The 16,777-nt window shown below is 34.8% G+C and carries 16 protein-coding genes and 2 other annotated features; of the genes, 13 read left to right on the forward strand and 3 right to left on the reverse strand.

Going from position 1 to position 16,777, the window contains the following annotated elements; genetic code table 11:
- The first annotated feature begins 14 nt into the window (after positions 1-14).
- On the forward strand, positions 15-305 hold the full coding sequence (locus tag PGC35_RS06675) for a GNAT family N-acetyltransferase (RefSeq protein WP_375218611.1): 291 nt from the start codon (positions 15-17) through the stop codon (positions 303-305).
- A gap of 226 nt (positions 306-531) precedes the next feature.
- Here the strand turns inward: PGC35_RS06675 and PGC35_RS06680 are convergent, their stop codons facing one another.
- Positions 532-696, reverse strand: coding sequence for a YvrJ family protein (locus PGC35_RS06680; RefSeq protein WP_082355195.1), 165 nt, complete (start codon positions 694-696; stop codon positions 532-534).
- A 442-nt stretch (positions 697-1,138) separates the two neighbouring features.
- Between PGC35_RS06680 and PGC35_RS06685 the strand changes: the two genes are divergently transcribed.
- The 9 genes from PGC35_RS06685 to PGC35_RS06725 all read left to right on the forward strand — a co-directional run bounded on the left by PGC35_RS06685 (position 1,139) and on the right by PGC35_RS06725 (position 12,724).
- Complete coding sequence (locus PGC35_RS06685) at positions 1,139-2,443, forward strand: tetratricopeptide repeat protein (protein ID WP_375218612.1); 1,305 nt, start codon at positions 1,139-1,141, stop codon at positions 2,441-2,443.
- Position 2,444: 1 nt separating this feature from the next.
- Entirely contained in the window at positions 2,445-2,576 is a 132-nt protein-coding gene (locus PGC35_RS06690) for a hypothetical protein (RefSeq protein WP_375218613.1), read from the forward strand.
- Positions 2,577-3,009: 433 nt separating this feature from the next.
- Positions 3,010-3,252 (forward strand) — a binding site (T-box leader).
- Between the two features lie 53 nt (positions 3,253-3,305).
- A complete protein-coding gene (ileS, locus tag PGC35_RS06695; protein WP_375218614.1) occupies positions 3,306-6,395 on the forward strand; it encodes an isoleucine--tRNA ligase in 3,090 nt (1,029 codons plus the stop codon).
- A gap of 790 nt (positions 6,396-7,185) precedes the next feature.
- Positions 7,186-7,403: a binding site (T-box leader), on the forward strand.
- A gap of 177 nt (positions 7,404-7,580) precedes the next feature.
- Positions 7,581-8,612 carry an anthranilate phosphoribosyltransferase gene (gene trpD, locus PGC35_RS06700; RefSeq protein ID WP_375218615.1) on the forward strand — a complete coding sequence of 344 codons (1,032 nt, stop codon included), beginning with the start codon at positions 7,581-7,583 and terminating at the stop codon, positions 8,610-8,612.
- Positions 8,609-9,400: an indole-3-glycerol phosphate synthase TrpC gene (gene trpC / locus PGC35_RS06705; protein WP_375218616.1), complete on the forward strand. Its 792-nt coding sequence runs from the start codon at positions 8,609-8,611 to the stop codon at positions 9,398-9,400. Before trpD ends, trpC begins: the two co-directional genes overlap by 4 nt.
- Positions 9,397-10,017 (forward strand): phosphoribosylanthranilate isomerase, encoded by a 621-nt coding sequence (locus PGC35_RS06710; RefSeq protein ID WP_275786904.1) that lies wholly within the window; start codon positions 9,397-9,399, stop codon positions 10,015-10,017. Before trpC ends, PGC35_RS06710 begins: the two co-directional genes overlap by 4 nt.
- Positions 10,004-11,206 carry a tryptophan synthase subunit beta gene (gene trpB, locus PGC35_RS06715; protein WP_275786901.1) on the forward strand — a complete coding sequence of 401 codons (1,203 nt, stop codon included), beginning with the start codon at positions 10,004-10,006 and terminating at the stop codon, positions 11,204-11,206. Before PGC35_RS06710 ends, trpB begins: the two co-directional genes overlap by 14 nt.
- Positions 11,203-11,994, forward strand: a complete 792-nt coding sequence (trpA, locus tag PGC35_RS06720; RefSeq protein ID WP_375218617.1) for a tryptophan synthase subunit alpha — start codon at positions 11,203-11,205, stop codon at positions 11,992-11,994. Before trpB ends, trpA begins: the two co-directional genes overlap by 4 nt.
- 460 nt (positions 11,995-12,454) lie before the next feature.
- Positions 12,455-12,724 carry a YqhV family protein gene (locus tag PGC35_RS06725; protein ID WP_053589571.1) on the forward strand — a complete coding sequence of 90 codons (270 nt, stop codon included), beginning with the start codon at positions 12,455-12,457 and terminating at the stop codon, positions 12,722-12,724.
- Positions 12,725-12,774: 50 nt separating this feature from the next.
- Here PGC35_RS06725 and PGC35_RS06730 read toward each other — a convergent pair whose 3' ends face one another.
- Positions 12,775-14,016 (reverse strand): MFS transporter, encoded by a 1,242-nt coding sequence (locus tag PGC35_RS06730; RefSeq protein WP_375218618.1) that lies wholly within the window; start codon positions 14,014-14,016, stop codon positions 12,775-12,777.
- A 95-nt stretch (positions 14,017-14,111) separates the two neighbouring features.
- The gene (locus PGC35_RS06735) at positions 14,112-14,750 is read right to left on the reverse strand and encodes a LysE family transporter (protein WP_056829825.1); all 639 of its coding nucleotides are present in this window, start codon (positions 14,748-14,750) and stop codon (positions 14,112-14,114) included.
- 166 nt (positions 14,751-14,916) lie between these two features.
- Here PGC35_RS06735 and PGC35_RS06740 point away from each other — a divergent pair, with 166 nt between their 5' ends.
- From PGC35_RS06740 to PGC35_RS06750, 3 genes are all read left to right on the forward strand, one after another.
- A complete protein-coding gene (locus tag PGC35_RS06740; protein WP_375218619.1) occupies positions 14,917-15,807 on the forward strand; it encodes a GNAT family N-acetyltransferase in 891 nt (296 codons plus the stop codon).
- A gap of 17 nt (positions 15,808-15,824) precedes the next feature.
- Positions 15,825-16,310, forward strand: a complete 486-nt coding sequence (locus PGC35_RS06745) for a tetratricopeptide repeat protein (protein WP_375218620.1) — start codon at positions 15,825-15,827, stop codon at positions 16,308-16,310.
- A gap of 95 nt (positions 16,311-16,405) precedes the next feature.
- A complete protein-coding gene (locus PGC35_RS06750; protein ID WP_053589567.1) occupies positions 16,406-16,777 on the forward strand; it encodes a cytochrome-c oxidase in 372 nt (123 codons plus the stop codon).

Here is a 16,777-nt window from a genome sequence, read left to right on the forward strand (position 1 = left end):
GAGCAAGAATCAACATGCAAAAGTTGATTCTTGCTCCATTTTCATTTGAACAATGGAAGATGAAAGTATCATTTGGATTGTACGTTAGTGTGTATTCAGGTGTATGGGAGGTCAGTATTTATATATATCCAAATGCAAAGGGGAAAGGGATCGGTAATTTACTACTGCAAGCACTAACCAAAAAGTCGGAAGTAGCCGGTTATTGGACTTTGCAAGCTGCGATCTTCCATGAAAATAATACAGGAAAAATGGTCGTGAGAGGATTGCAAAAGGGAATGGAATATGGAGGGATAATCTTTTTTTAGAAAGAAGGAGTGTTACAGTTGGTGTAGATCTATTATTGACATGAAAAAAGTAATCCATGTCTGAGTTATCACTCGTGATGGATTACTTTTCACTACTGTCGATCTTCATAAAAGAGTATCGTTGGTCCAGAGTGAAAATAAGCTAAACTGCCGTATGAAAAAAGTAGTTTATTTTAAAAAAATTTATTTAATCAACAGGATATCAGTTTTCGTCCATGTTACACCATCACTTTCTTTTTTCAATACTATTGTTAACAACATTTGCTATATTGTGAATGGTATTTTCAAGAGACTCTATTTTATTCTCAAATCGGTGTAATAAATAAATAGTGACTACAATGGGAAATCCGAAGTTGCCAATTAATTGTACGATGTTTCCCTCCCCAATCATGAGTATCCTCCTTTCTTTATTTTATTTCACCATTCTTCTAACTACATGATATACCTGTTGAGAAATACATTATCATCATGACAAACTGACTTGTCCGAAAAAAATAATACTTCTAACTACCTCAAATACCTTTCATTGATAAAATAATAAATCTTTATTAGATTATACTAATTTTTTCGTATTTTTAGAATAATTATAAGTTGGGAAATAACCTTTTTTTTCCTGGATTATTACTACTAAAATCAAACAAATTTCATGTAATAATGAAATATTACTATTTTGTAATAAAAATTGGATATTGAAATCGCCTATATTCAACAATCTTCTACCTATTAATATGAATTTCTACAATGAAATAGTCGTTTTGAGTCGAGCGATTAAGAAAGGATATTTATTTTATTTCAAGAATTAGTACATTACTAATTCATAAGGGGTGAAGAAAATGAGTAGTATAGGTCATATAATAAAATCAGAAAGAATAAACCAAAGTATGAAACAAAACACATTGGCCAAGGGAATCTGCTCTACATCCTATTTAAGCAAAATTGAAAATAATACAACAGTTCCAAGTGACGAAGTTATAAGGCTTTTACTCAAAAGGCTTAAAATAGAAATAGATCAAGTTTCAAGTGAAGAAGAAAATAAGGTAATTGCATTGTTATTTGAGCTGTATGAAACTGGCATTTTGAGCAGGGATAAAAATTTAATAAGAACATCCTTGAAAGAGTTTACGAAAAGAAAGCATTACTTCTTACAATTAAATAATTTCTATAGTTATCACCTATTTATGTTTCGTCTCCAGTTAATTTTAAACGAAGAGGAAGATAACCTTCAAACGACCTACAACGTTCTTGTGAAAATAAAAGATGATTTAGACGATAAACAAAAGTTTGTTATGAATCTTAATCTTGGACTGTATTATTATTTGGATGGAAATTATCAAAAGGCATTAAATCAATTGGAAAAATCATTAAAATTCGTAAATAAGGAAACAAATGAAGAATGGGAGATCGCTGATTACTATAATGTACTAAGCTTAACGTACTTTAAATGCAATGAATTTTTTAACGCAATAAACTATGCTTCTAAATCTTTGGTCTACTATAAGGACAATCTCTTGTTCGAAAGAGCAATTGATAATTTCATCGTTATAGGAATTTCACATAAAAGAATGAGGAAATATGAAGAAGCAGAAAAGAATTATAATTTTGCTGGAAAGCTAGCAATAGATTATAAACTTATACACTATGAGGGGGTGATTTATCAAAATCTAGGTTCATTACACGCTATTCAGGGGAGTCATGAAAAAGCCATTGAGTTCTATGAGCGTAGTTTGAGATCCAAGGAAAAAATATGTAATACAGAAAGATACCTAATAACTATTCTTTCCATTATTAAAGAGTATTCAAAGCAAGCGGATCATGAACAAGTTCTAAACTGGTGTCAAAAAGGCTTAGAAAGGATAGAGGTGGGAAAAAATTCTAGCAATGAAAATATTTCATATTATTTTCATATAGAAATATATAGAACTTTCCATAGTTTATCCGAAGAACTTGAACTGGTACTAAAAGAAGCTATCCATCATTTTGAAAATATCCAAGATGATCGACATGTTCAAAAGTATTCTATTTTATTAGCAAATTACTATTTTAAACAAAATAAATTTAAAGCAGCTGGTTTATATTATCAAAAATCAAATCAGATTTTATTTAAAGAAAAATTTATTAATAAATGGGAGGATTTATAAATTGAAAAAGAGAATTGTATTTTTAGCCCTTTCTAGCATGGCCATCTTAGCTTTGAGCTTTACAATTAATTCAAAACAGATGGTCGAAGAAGAAACTCCAAGACCAACAACTATAGAAAATTCGTATATTTGAAAATTTTACAAGTGAAGAGATTTTGAGTACTGAAACGTGACACTCATTAGCTTGAAGGAGACATTGAATAGATTCTTCCTCTTGGCTCCAACAAACTTATGAGTGTCTTGTTAGTTTTAACCATATTACATAAATTGGGTTCATCTTTATGTAAAATTAGTGAGAATCGGATGGTTCCCATGGAAAATCGGGTGGTTCAACTGATTAATCGGTTGGATCTTTCAAATAATCGGGTGGCTATATACTAAAATCGGATGGTTTCATCAGAGTTTTCTATTGAAAATGATGAATGGACAGATTTTTTGATTTATTTTCAAAATAATACTGGAGTAGATAAAGTTAGAAAATAATTTGAGTAACTGGAACAAATTAAGCATATATTAAATTGACAGAACAATTTGATGTATGTTAAATTTATCCACAATAAAACCATACAAATTCGTTGATGAGAAAAAGTAGTTGTTGAAACTGTTCCAAAGAGAGCCGGCAAATGCTGAAAGTCGGTGTTCAGTTCATAGATGAAAATCCTCTCTGAGAAGTCGAGCTGAAAATGAGTAAGTGAGACCGGGTGTCTACCGTTAAAAGGAACACGTATGATTGTACGTGGCTAAGTGCTATTGTGTAACGAGAGTTCCAATAGAATTAGGGTGGTATCACGGTTAAACCCGTCCCTTTATACAGGGACGGGTTTTTTGTATGTTTTATTAATAAAAATAGGAGTGATATCGAATGGTTAAATCGAACGAAAAAGAAACTGTTCTACAAAGAGAAGCACGGATTCGAGCGCAATGGTTGAAAGGTGAAACCTTTAAGAAATCCATTGAGTACAGAGAAGATAGCCCGTCTTTTGTCTTTTATGAAGGACCACCTACTGCTAATGGCTTACCTCATGTAGGTCATGCATTAGGTCGGACAATTAAAGATGTCGTTGCAAGGTATAAAACAATGACAGGATATCAAGTAATACGTAAAGCTGGTTGGGATACACATGGTTTACCAGTCGAGCTTGGAGTAGAAAAGCAATTAGGCATTTCTGGGAAAAGCGAGATTGAAAAGTATGGTGTAGAGGCTTTTATTGAAAAGTGTAAAGAAAGTGTATTTACTTATGAAAAGCAGTGGCGAAATTTTACTGAACAGCTGGGTTATTGGGTAAATATGGATGACCCATATTTAACATTAAGTAACACTTATATTGAAAGTGAATGGAACATACTAGGTACAATTCATCAAAAAGGATTACTTCAGAAGGGTCATAGGGTTTCTCCATACTGTCCTAGTTGTCAAACTTCTCTTAGCTCACATGAGGTATCACAAGGTTATAAGACTGTGAAAGACTTATCTGCTACCGCAAAATTTAAAATAACAGATCGAGAAAATGAATATTTTCTAGGATGGACAACGACTCCTTGGACATTACCAGCAAATGTTGCTTTGGCAGTTAACCCTTCGATGAAATACGTTAGAGCAAAACAAGGGCAAAACATATATATTGTTGCGGAAGCTTTAGCTAGCACTGTATTAACAAAAGATTTTGAGATACTTTCTATTCATTTTGGGGAAGATTTAAAAGATATTTCTTATATACCTCTATTTAATTTTGTTGATGTGGAAAAAGGACATAAAGTGGTATTGGCTGATTATGTATCATCAGAAAGTGGAACAGGCATCGTTCATATTGCTCCAGCTTACGGAGAAGAGGATTATAAAGTAGTGAAAGAAAACGAATTATCCTTCATCAATGTTGTAGATGAAAAAGGAATGTATACTTCTGATGTAAAAGGTTTTGAAGGAAGGTTTGTAAAAGATTGTGATGTGGATATTGTTCGTAATCTTGCGGAAAGAGAATTACTTTTCAATAAAGAAAAATACGAACACAGTTATCCGCATTGCTGGCGTTGTGATTCGCCTCTTTTGTATTATGCAAGTGAAAGCTGGTTTATCAAAACAACAGCTCTAAAAGATCAATTTTTACGTAATAATGAAGGTGTCACTTGGCACCCAGAGCATATTAAACATGGCAGGTTTGGAAACTTTTTAGAGCAGATGGTAGACTGGAACATCAGTCGAAAACGCTATTGGGGAACACCTCTGAATATTTGGGAATGTGAGGAATGTAAGCATGAAATTGCACCCAAAAGTATTGAAGAATTAAAACTTCTCTCAATACAGCCTTTTGATTACATTGAATTGCACAAACCATATGTAGATAACATAAAGTTGAATTGTGTAAGTTGTAACGGCACGATGATTAGAACACCTGAAGTAATTGATGTTTGGTTTGATAGTGGTTCAATGCCATTTGCACAATATCACTATCCCTTTGAAAATAAAGAGTTATTTGAAAAACAATTTCCTGCAGACGTAGTTATTGAAGGAATCGATCAAACTCGAGGGTGGTTTTACAGCTTACTCGCCGTATCCACTTTATTTACGGGAAAAGCACCTTATAAACGTGTAATTTCTACAGGTCATATTTTAGATGAAAATGGACAAAAAATGTCTAAAAGTAAAGGGAATGCACTAGATCCAGTAGAGTTAATTCAAAAATACGGAGCAGATGCATTAAGATGGGCGTTATTAGTTGACAGTGCACCATGGAATACTAAACGTTTTTCAGAACGGATTGTACAAGAGGCTAAATCCAAATTAGTCGATACATTAGATAATGTGCATAGTTTCTATTCTTTATATACTAATTTGGATAACTATAGTCCAGATGAGCAATATGAAGTAAAAAATAACAAATTGGATGAATGGATATTATCACGATTGCATAGCACTATTAAAATAGCTCGAATGAACTTTGATGCTTATCATTTTACAAACGCTGCAAGGGAAATCGCAAAGCTATTAGAAGAACTAAGCAATTGGTATGTTAGACGATCACGAGAACGATTTTGGTCAAATGGCATGAATTCGGACAAAGCAGCTGCATATAAAACGCTCTATGAAGTTTTAACAAAAACTAGTCAATTATTAGCACCATTAACGCCGTTTATAGCAGAAGATGTGTTTATGGACTTGACAGGTAAAAGTGTACATTTATCAGATTTTCCTAAATCTGAAGAACACTTCATAAATCATAAGCTTGAGAAAGAAATGGATGCAGTCCTTCAAGTAGTGGAGTTAGGAAGGAGTATAAGGAATACAACTTCATTGAAAATAAAACAACCATTAGGTAGTTTATCTCTAATGAGTTCGCATCAAGATGTAAACTGGGACTTATATGAAGATATCATCAAAGAAGAGTTGAATGTAAAGCTATTTCGAGTAATAGATAATGATGATCAGTTTGTTTTTACTAAATTAAAGCTGAATTTTAAAAAATCTGGTTCGAAGTTTGGAAATCAATCTAATGCAATTAATACTTTTCTACAAAACTTAGACGAAGAACAAGTGAAAAAATTTATACAAATTGGTTATTTAAATATGAGAAACGCTGAAGAATTAAAAGTTTTAGTAGAAGATGTGCAGATTGAAAAAGTAGCGAAGCAAGGCTATGCTTCTGCTACTAGTGGCGATTATACAGTTACATTAGACCTTTCATTAACCGAAGAACTGATTCAAGAGGGAATGGCACGTGAATTAATAAGAGCGATACAGTCATATAGAAAACAGTTAAAGCTACCAATAGATATGCGTGTAGATATAATAGTAAAAACGGATGATGAGCTACAAATTGTAATTGAAAAGTTTAAGAACATGCTGCAACAAAACTTGTTGATGAATAGTTTAACATTTACTCAAAATGAAATGGTTGGTACAGAAATTGTAATAGGAAATCATACAATATTAATACAACTTGTTCCGAAAAATTGAAACTATGCGATAGAGAAATCAGGCTTTCAGAAGCTTACCGCTCGCTTTGCGCGGGCGTGCGGCGAGCTCGCTTGGCCCAACACGATGTTGGTCATGCAATCGTTGCCGCAAAAGTTCTTTTGCGACGAGCTTTGCGCAGGAGCAGGATGCGGCGAACTTAGATCGCCTTCCCCTCAACTGCGGGGTCTTCGGCTAACGCTATTCCCGCAGGAGTGTCGACTTTTTCAACGATTTTCTATAAATACTAATGAAATATAAGTGATAAAAACTTGCTCTATTATGTATGAAGATTTCGTAATTGAAAAGGGGATAATAGTTAATTGAAGTGGAAGGCGGCGACTCCAGCCGGAATAGCAAATGTTTTCTGCACCGAAAGCGAAGCGTCAGGTGCATGAGGTGAAGACCCTGGACTGAGCGTAGTGAAGGAAGCGGCTGAAGCCATGCCGGCGGAATGCGTCCGCCTGGAACGTAATTTAACGGGTCTAACATAAAAATCAGTATGTGAAAACTTTGGTTCACATACTGTCATGATATCTCATTGAGGATTTTTTCAGTTACTCGCTACGCTCCTGCAGGGTCACGTCTGTCTAGCTTTTTCTATAGGAATTGAGCTAACGCTTCTCCAAACCAATAAATGCTACACTAAATAATTTATTATAAAAATATAATTTGACAATTGTAAGTATTCCTACTATCATAGTAGTAACTTTTATGTTCGGATACGGGTAGAAGGAACCGAGAGCGGTTTCGCCCATTGAACAGACGAGCCGAGACTAGATGAGCATAGCTGAGAAATTGTTTGAATAAGAAGAGTAGCATTAGTTTGCAATGAAGAGAGTCAGTGGCTGGTGAGAACTGATTTGTATCTAGTGTGAATGGACTTATGAGAGCTATCTTGAGAACGAATATTCGTTTTAGAGGTGGACGTATTTCCTACGTTACAGGATAATGAAGTGGGAGCATTAAGCTCCAACTAGAGGTGGCAACGCGGTCAAAACCGTCCTCTTCAAAGGGATTCTTCTGAATTCCTTTGAAGAGGGCTTTTTTTGTTTTTAAGAAATCAAAGCACTTGCAGTTGTCTCAGATTTTTTATTAGAAACAACCCATTAAATAAATCGAGACACAGATATGCAAATGCATATTGATTATAAGAATTTAGTTGAGATGAGAAGAGGAGAGATTGAGATGAGAGATTTTATTGAAAAAGTAGAGAAGCAAGAGCAATTATTGTATGACGAAATGGTGGAGGCATCTCGTCTGATGTTTCAAGAAAACACCAATTTACAAGATATTGTTGATTTTTTAAATGCTCTTTCGAAAAAAGGAGAAACAGCTATGGAAGTTGCTGCTCTTGCTACAGTAATGAAGTCTTTTGCAATCCAGCTTAATGAACCACCAGGGGAGTATATGGATAACTGTGGTACAGGTGGAGATGGTTTAAATAGCTTTAACATTAGTACAACATCAGCATTTGTTCTTGCAAGTTCCGGAGCGACTATTGCCAAGCATGGAAATAGGAAAATCTCAAGTGCAGCAGGTAGCTCAGATGTATTAGAAGCTATAGGAATTCAACCTTCTATCGGGGCTGAAGCATCAATTGAACTGTTAAAACAAGAAGGTCTTACTTTTTTATATGCACCGAATGTTCATCCAAAGTTAAAACGTATTAGTAATGCGCGAAAGCAAATAGGAAAACCAACTATATTCAATCTAGTTGGACCTTTAACGAATCCTGTGGCACTTAAAACACAATATACAGGAATAAATAGAACAGATTTCACGATGGAATATGCAGAAGTACTACGAATACTTGGAAGAGAAAGAGCTATTGTCGTAAGTGGAGCTGGAGGTATGGATGAAGCATCCTTAGCAGGTAAAAACAAATTGGTTCTCGTAGACAAAGGTGATCTTATCCCATTTACCATTACACCAGATGATGTTGGATTATCATCTGCCCCTGTTACAGCAATACGTGGAGGAGACGGAGAAGCAAATGCAAAAATTATGCGAAAAGTTCTTCAGGGAGAAAGTAGTCCTTATTTAGATACCGTCCTATTCAATAGTGGTATCGGCCTCTTTGCGAGCGGCATCGCAAGCACTATCCAAGAAGGAGTTAAAATAGCGTCTGATACTATTCTATCTGGAAAAGCGCTAGAAAAATTAGAGGCAGTAATTGCTTTCAGTGAAAAAGCGGTTATGCAGGAGGTTGTGTCATGACAACTATTTTAGATAAGATTCTAGAAAAGAAGAAGGACCAAATTGAGGAAATGTTGAAAGAGAATTTGCAAAAGAAAAATATACAAATTACAAGACCTTCACTTTTTGAAGTTATGTATCAAAATAATCATTTACAAGTAATTTCGGAAATAAAACGTGCTTCCCCGTCGAAGGGATTGATAGCAGAAGGTGTAAATCCTAGCGAACAAGCTACAGCCTATTACCAAGCTGGAGCTGCTTGTATATCCGTATTAACTGATACCCCCTTCTTCAAAGGAACTTTTTCTGATTTAGAAGAGGTAGCACAAACTGTGCCAATCCCAATATTGTGTAAAGATTTTGTAATACATCCTATTCAAATAGATTACGCTAAAAATGCAGGTTCCTCTGTTGTTTTACTTATTGTAGCGGCGCTCAGTGAAGAAGAGTTAGCTAAACTTTATTCGTATGCAAAAGATCAAGGGCTTGAAGTATTAATGGAAGTACATGATGTAGAGGAATTGAAACGTGCCCTACAGCTCGATGCGAAGCTTATTGGGGTAAATAATCGAGATTTGCGTACATTTGAGGTCGATTTAGCTCGTACCGAAGAAATTGCATCTATCTTTCCTTTCCATGAGGAACGTGTATTAATAAGTGAAAGTGGTATTTGGACTTCTGAGGACGCATCCAAAGTTGCAGGATATGGAGCGAGTGGTGTCCTTGTAGGAGAATCGCTTATGAGAAGTGGAGATATCAAAAATGCAATAAGTTCTTTACAAGTGAAGCGTGGTGTAATAGCCAAATGACGAAAGTAAAAATTTGTGGATTGATGGAAAAAGAGGATGTAAGAGCAGCGATTGATGCTGGTGCTGACGCAGTTGGTTTTGTATTTGCACCAAGTAAACGAAAACTTACGATTAAACAGGCGAAAGAATTAGCCAAAGAGGTTCCAGTAGGCGTATTAAAGGTAGGGGTATTTGTTAACCCTACAGCTCAGGAATTAGAAGATACTGTAAGGGAAGTAGCATTAGATATTGTTCAGTACCATGGCATTGAAACGCCAGAATTCATTCAAGTGCATAATTACCCTTCCATAAAAGCATTTTCTGTAAGAAGTGAGGAAGATGTTGAGCGAGCCAAGCAGTACGACACAGATTATTTATTGTTTGATGCCCCACAAGCTGGTAGTGGTATTGTGTTTGATTGGCGATTAATGAAAGGGCACGAGGTTAAGCAAGAAAAGATAATATTAGCTGGAGGATTAAATCCTACAAATGTGAAAGAGGCCATAAAACGTGTAAATCCTTATATGGTAGATGTCTCAAGTGGGGTAGAAATAGACGGTAAAAAAAATAGCGAGTTGATTCGAGCATTTATTAAAGCTGTTAAAGATGAGGAGAGAGAAGCAAATGGTCAAAACTAATGAGGAAGTAAAAGCTGGTAGATATGGTCGTTTTGGGGGACAGTACGTTCCTGAAACTTTAATGACTGCATTGAATGAATTAGAACTAGCGTATGATGAGGCAATTGCGGATCCATCTTTTTTAGAAGAATTGAATTACTATTTAAAGGAATATAGTGGACGTGAAACACCTCTTTATTTTGCAGAAAGACTTACACAAGCAATTGGTGGAGCGAAAATATACCTAAAACGAGAAGATTTAAACCATACAGGAGCACATAAGATCAATAATACGATTGGTCAGGCAATACTTGCAAAACGTATGGGGAAAAATAAAATTGTTGCAGAAACAGGAGCAGGTCAGCATGGTGTTGCAACTGCAACTGTATGTGCATTATTCGACATGGATTGCGTTGTTTTTATGGGAAAAGAAGATGTCCGTAGACAAGAATTAAACGTATTTCGGATGGAGTTGCTTGGGGCGAAGGTCGTTTCAGTTGATCAAGGCTCAGGGACTCTTAAAGATGCTGTCAATGAAGCACTTCGGTACTGGGTATCCAATGTAGAAGATACCCACTATATTTTAGGTTCTGCCCTTGGGCCACATCCATTTCCTAGAATTGTACGAGATTTTCAACGTGTAATAGGTGTTGAAACTCGAAAGCAAATTTTCGAAAAGGAAGGAAGATTACCAGACGCTGTAGTTGCATGTGTAGGTGGCGGAAGTAATGCAATCGGTATGTTCCACCCTTTTGTTGAGGATGATACAGTATCTTTATACGGTGTAGAGGCAGGCGGAAGTGGTATCGCTTCAGGTTTACATGCTTCAGCAACTGCAGAAGCAAAAGAAGGCGTATTGCATGGAGCATATATGTATATTTTACAAGATGAAAATGGATTTATCCAAGAAGCACACTCTATTTCAGCAGGTTTAGATTATCCAGCAGTTGGACCTGAACATAGTTATTTACATGATATAGGACGTGTGAAATATACATCTGTAACAGATTCAGAGGCACTCGAAGGCCTACAATTACTTTCAAAAAAGGAAGGTATTATTCCAGCTTTAGAGAGTTCTCATGCTGTTCATTTTGCTGCAAAATTAGCGAAGGAAATGAATGCAGAACAAATTTTGGTAATATGTTTATCTGGACGTGGCGATAAAGATGTTCAAACAGTACGAGATGCGTTAGGAGGTGCAGGGAAATGATTAAAACAAAACTAACAGCGGAAATTGAGGCAGTACTTACAAAAGGTGAAAAAGCGTTTATTCCGTATATAATGGCTGGTGACGGAGGTCTTGAATTATTACAAGAGCAAATTCTCTTTCTTCAAGAAAATGGAGCAACGGCCATTGAAGTGGGAATTCCTTTTTCTGATCCTGTAGCAGATGGTCCTACAATACAAAGAGCTGGAGAACGTTCACTTGCCAATGGTACAAATCTTCGATTAATTATTCAAGCGTTAGATTCTTTTCATGAAAAAGTTCATATTCCACTTATATTAATGACATATTTCAACCCGATTTTAAGTTATGGTTTAGAAACATTTTCGAAAGACTGTCAACGAATTGGTATTGCTGGATTGATCGTTCCGGATGTACCTGTCGAAGAAAGTAATCAACTAAGAGTGTCCCTTCAAGATACTGATATAGCACTAGTTCCGCTAGTATCTTTGACAAGCCCACCTGAGCGTATTGCAAAAATTATTGCATTAGGGGAAGGTTTTATTTATGCAGTTACTGTAAATGGTATTACTGGCGTTCGAAATGGTTTTGATGAACAGCTAGAGCAACATTTAATATTATTAAAAGAACTATGTCCTATTCCAGTACTCGCAGGATTCGGAATCTCCTCGCCAGAACAAGTAGTATCCATGGGTGCTATTACAGATGGTGTAATTGTGGGAAGTGCAATAGTTGAAGCGTTCCACTTGAATAACAAGGAGAAAATAGTCGAGCTTATACAAGCTTCCAAAAAACAAGTTTCCATATCATAATCTATCAACGATTAATACTTATAAAAATTTGCATATAGAGATTTAAATAGTTATGCATTTACCTATTCGAATGGTTTTTTAGAAGGTATTAATAATTCAGTTATTAAAATGACAATGGTTATCGTATGTTCGAGTATTTTAAGGCGAAGATTTTACTTAGTCATTTATATAAAAAAGTAGGAAATCATCTTGGATAGCAGCGTTGTATGTAGCGAAAGGGAGACGACACCACCGGGAACAGCACGAGCTGAAAAAAATTAGTTGAAGCCGTGCCCGGGGTAAGCGTCCGACCCGTAGCGAAAATCATCGCGCCCTTATTAAGAAAGGGTGCAGTGAAATTGTTTGAACAATATTACCACACCCCAACTTTAGATTTAGCACCTTTTTAATTTGCATAATCGTTTGTATTAACTCGTATATATATAGTAGTGGGTTATAATAAGTTGGGGAGCGGGTATTCATTTTAATAGAAAAGGCGCTATTTTTTATCATTTTACTAAGATTGATTTCAGGAAGTATAGAAATAACAGCTGCTTTATTTATGCTAAAATTTAATGATTTAGAAAAAGCATTTTATATTAATACATTACTTGCTCTAGTTGGACCAACTGTTTTAATCGTTACTACAGCAATTGGACTATCTGGATTAGCTGAAAAAATATCTCTTACACGAATTATTTGTCTTTTTGCAGGAATATTCCTTATCATTTTTAGTTTAAAGTCAGATTAAATAATATAAAAAGGATCGCTTCAGCGTATTATGCTGTTCGATCCTTTTCTTTATTTTGACGTCGATTTGCTTTCAAACTCATCAACTTTAACGTATTTAAATACCAAAAATAAAAGAAGAAGGCCAATGATCCCTCCAATAATATAACTTAAATTGAGGTAGTTTTTCATTACTAAAGACATGATAGGAGGGCCAGCAGCAACACCTATAAACCTTGCAGAGCTATAAAAAGAAGAGACTGTTCCACGTTCTTCTTTTCTAATGTTCTCCGTTATAATTGCATCTAGAACGGGTAAAAGTGCACCTATAGCAATACCTACAATACTCGTTACGATTAATAGAAGAATAAGTTTTTCTTTTACAAAACCGACGAAGACGACACTTGCAGAGGTAATAATTAAACTTAGTACCATCATTCTTTTGATGGTCTTAATATCACCCTTAATGTTTCTACCGGTAATAAATGATGAAATACAAAGTAACAGTAGAGGAATAGCAATTACGAAACCTTTCTTAATCCCTTTTATGTTGTGTGTTATTTCTAGCATCTCGGATAAAAAGAAAAGAACTCCAAATAATATAAGCATTACGAAAGCTCCATTAAGAAATACGGTAAATAACCACTTACCTTCTTTTTTGAATGTTTTCTTTACATTACCAATAAATTCTTTGAGTTTTACAGGTTCATCGGAGTCTTTTGGCACTTTAACAAAGAAAAATATTAGGATAATGGAAATCAAGCTGAATAAAGAGATAGAAAAGAACGGTAAAAACCATAGAATGGCTGCAAAAACAGATCCTAATATAGGACTTAACACTTTTCCGAAGGTGTTCGAAGTTTCAATTATTCCTAAACACGAGCTTGTTTTTTCATCATCATCTTTATATAAGTCTCCGACTAGTGGTAATACTATTGGCATGGCTCCAGATGCTCCAATTCCTTGTAGAATCCTTCCTATAATAATCCATGTAAAAGGATTCTCCATTTTCCATGATGCATATCCAGCTATCAAACCACCAATAAGTGCAAGAATAAGACTCGGTAAGATAATTTTTTTCCTTCCCAGACGGTCAGATAAATAACCTGCTACGGGAATAAGTAAAATTGCAGCAATTGAATAACTTGTTATGATCATACTGGATTGAAAAGATGTAATTCCAACTTTTTTCTCTAAAATAGGTAGTACGGGTATAAGCATGGAGTTTCCAAGAGTCATGACGAGGGGGATTGATGCCAAGCTGACGATACACCATACACTAACCTGTGAATCCCCTCTGTTTATGTTATTCATTATCACACCTCAACTTCTTATTGTTACAGGTATGATTCCCATGCACCAACGTATTATCCTTGAAAGTATTTTTTAAAAAACGTAAAATATTTTATTTAGTTTATTAAATTTATAAGGGAACGATAAGCTTGAATACCAAAATATATTCCAAATCCAATCATGGATAACGAGGAGATAAGGGAAATAATTTTCAAAAATGGGCTCGATAAGATTTTTCGCGTGCTACTCGATAGGATGGACATTATTAAGTCTACTAAAGAGATACCGACTAATATGGTTAAACTGTAAATGATCACTTCATATCCAGTTAAATTCCCATTTCCCCCAATAAGTATCGAACCATAAATCCCTAACCAAAATAGAATAGTTAAAGGGTTCATTAAAGCCATTAAGAACCCTGCTAAAATAGAGTGTCTTAAACGGATAACTTTTCGAAATTTTGGATCCGTTGATATAGTATGGAGAGTCATGATATTTTCAATCCCTGTATACGTTAAGACAAAAAATCCGAAAGACCAAAGAAATGTCTTCATATAGGGAGAGTCAATGAATTGGGCTACTCCAAAATACACCATTAGCATATAAAGTATGTCTGTTACAATTGCACCTAAACCAAAAAACCAAGCATGATAAAACCCATTTTTAATACCAGTATTTAATAATGTTGCCTTAACAGGGCCGATAGGTGCTGCTAACGAAACACCTAATAGGAAATAGGTAATTAAAGAATTCATTTATTAGCCCTCCGAAATGTGATGTCTTAGAATCATATTCAAAGTGAACGAGCTATACGACTACTGCAAAGAAAATAAATAATGAAAATTTTTTGTTGTTTCTGTTATTCTAAAATTATAAATAATTTCAGAGAATTCAAATATCACTTCAAATGAGGGTTAGAAAATGACAATAACATTTACCATTCCAACAGATTTAAAAAAACTGGCACACTTTCTAGCAAGCTTAAATAGTAATTCGAACTACCATATTGGTTATTGTGGAGAAAATGAAAATGAAATTTACCAAACACTTCTTAGCGATTTTTCTGTTTTAGAATCTTCAAATTCGTTCATTGTCGCATATGAAAATAAGGAAATCTTAGGAGCATTAGGCCTTGATATAGACGAAGAAAATAAACAGGCAGAAGTGTGGGGTCCTTATGTTAAAGATCCAGAGAGGTTTCAAGTTATAGCAACTCAATTATGGAGCAAGCTGTCTATTCTAAACCAAAAGAACGTAAAAAAGTATTCATTTTTTATAAATACAGAAAACACCTTAGTAAGACAATTTGTGTTGGATATGAATAGCATCGAAAATGGAAATTATTTCATTTTGCATGCAAGTGCAGATAACATTGATTGTGAAGAAGAACAAGAGATTATTTATTATGGTCCATCCTATTATGATTCTTTTGTAAATCTACATGAACTATCTTTTCCAGACACTTATTTTAAAGCGGATGAAATCATAAGACGCATAAATGATCATAACCACTTATTAATTTACAAGGATAAAGATGAAGGGATAAAAGGATATGTGTATGTTGAAGCTGACCCAAAACATGGAGAAGGCTCGATAGAATATGTATCGGTTAATCCTGAATATCAAAAACAAGGAGTTGGCACAAAGCTTGTACGAGCGGCTTTAAATCATCTAATCTTTAAGGACTCATTAAACGAAATTACTTTATGTGTTGGAGCAGAAAATGAAAAAGCAGTCCATTTATATAAAGCATCGGGATTTCAAGTTAAACACGAATTAACTTATTTTAAAAGAGAAATCCCATCTACGTAACCCTGGAGGAACAAAAATTGAATGAAAAAATGGAGATTGCGCTTAAATTAAGAGAAGAAGGAAAGAATAAGGAATCAAATCAGTTGTTGATCAAGTTATCAGAAGCATTTCCTACTGATGCTATACTTCAATATCAATGTGCCTGGAGCTTTGATGTTTTAGGGGAAGAAGCAAAAGCTGCACCCTATTACGAAAGAGCGATTGAATACGGACTCCCTACAAGAGAATTAGAAGGTGCTATATTAGGTTTGGGAAGTACATATAGAACATTAGGAGAATACGAGAAATCAAAAAAGATATTTCTTAAAGGGTTGAACTTGTTCCCAAACAATAAGGCAATAAAAGTATTTTACTCGATGACTCTTTACAACCTAAACGAACATAATAAGGCTATGGAAATACTACTATCCAGTTTGCTGGATTCTACAAACGATGAAGAAATTATACGTTACCAAAAAGCGATCCGTTTTTATTCAGATAAATTAGATGATACGTGGAATTAATAAGTAACTGTGATAAGAATACTCACTTTATTCTCCTAATAGAATATATAAGCACTTATTTTATTATTCTATTTCAATGGAGGAAAACGAGAAAAATGGGTATTAAATTTATTAAGATTTCGGTTGTTTATTTTGCCATAGGGGTTATCCTAGGTCTTTACATGTCAATGGTGCATGACTATGCATTAAAAGGAGTACATGTACACATCAATCTGATAGGATGGGCTTCTTTTGCTCTAGCAGGTTTTGTGTATCACTTATTCCCAAGTACAAGCAACAACTTGTATGCTAAGTTACACTTCTGGAGCAGCAATATTGGGCTTCCTATGATGATGATAGCTTTGGCAGTTCTAATATTAAATGGAGCTCAAATAGCAACTGTTTTTACAGCAATCGGTGGGGTATTAGTTGTGTTCAGCGTTATTATGTTTGCTATAAACGTGTTCTTGAATTTGAAAGCTGTATAA

The organism is Psychrobacillus sp. PGGUH221 (assembly GCF_042055255.1).
Taxonomy (GTDB): domain Bacteria; phylum Bacillota; class Bacilli; order Bacillales_A; family Planococcaceae; genus Psychrobacillus.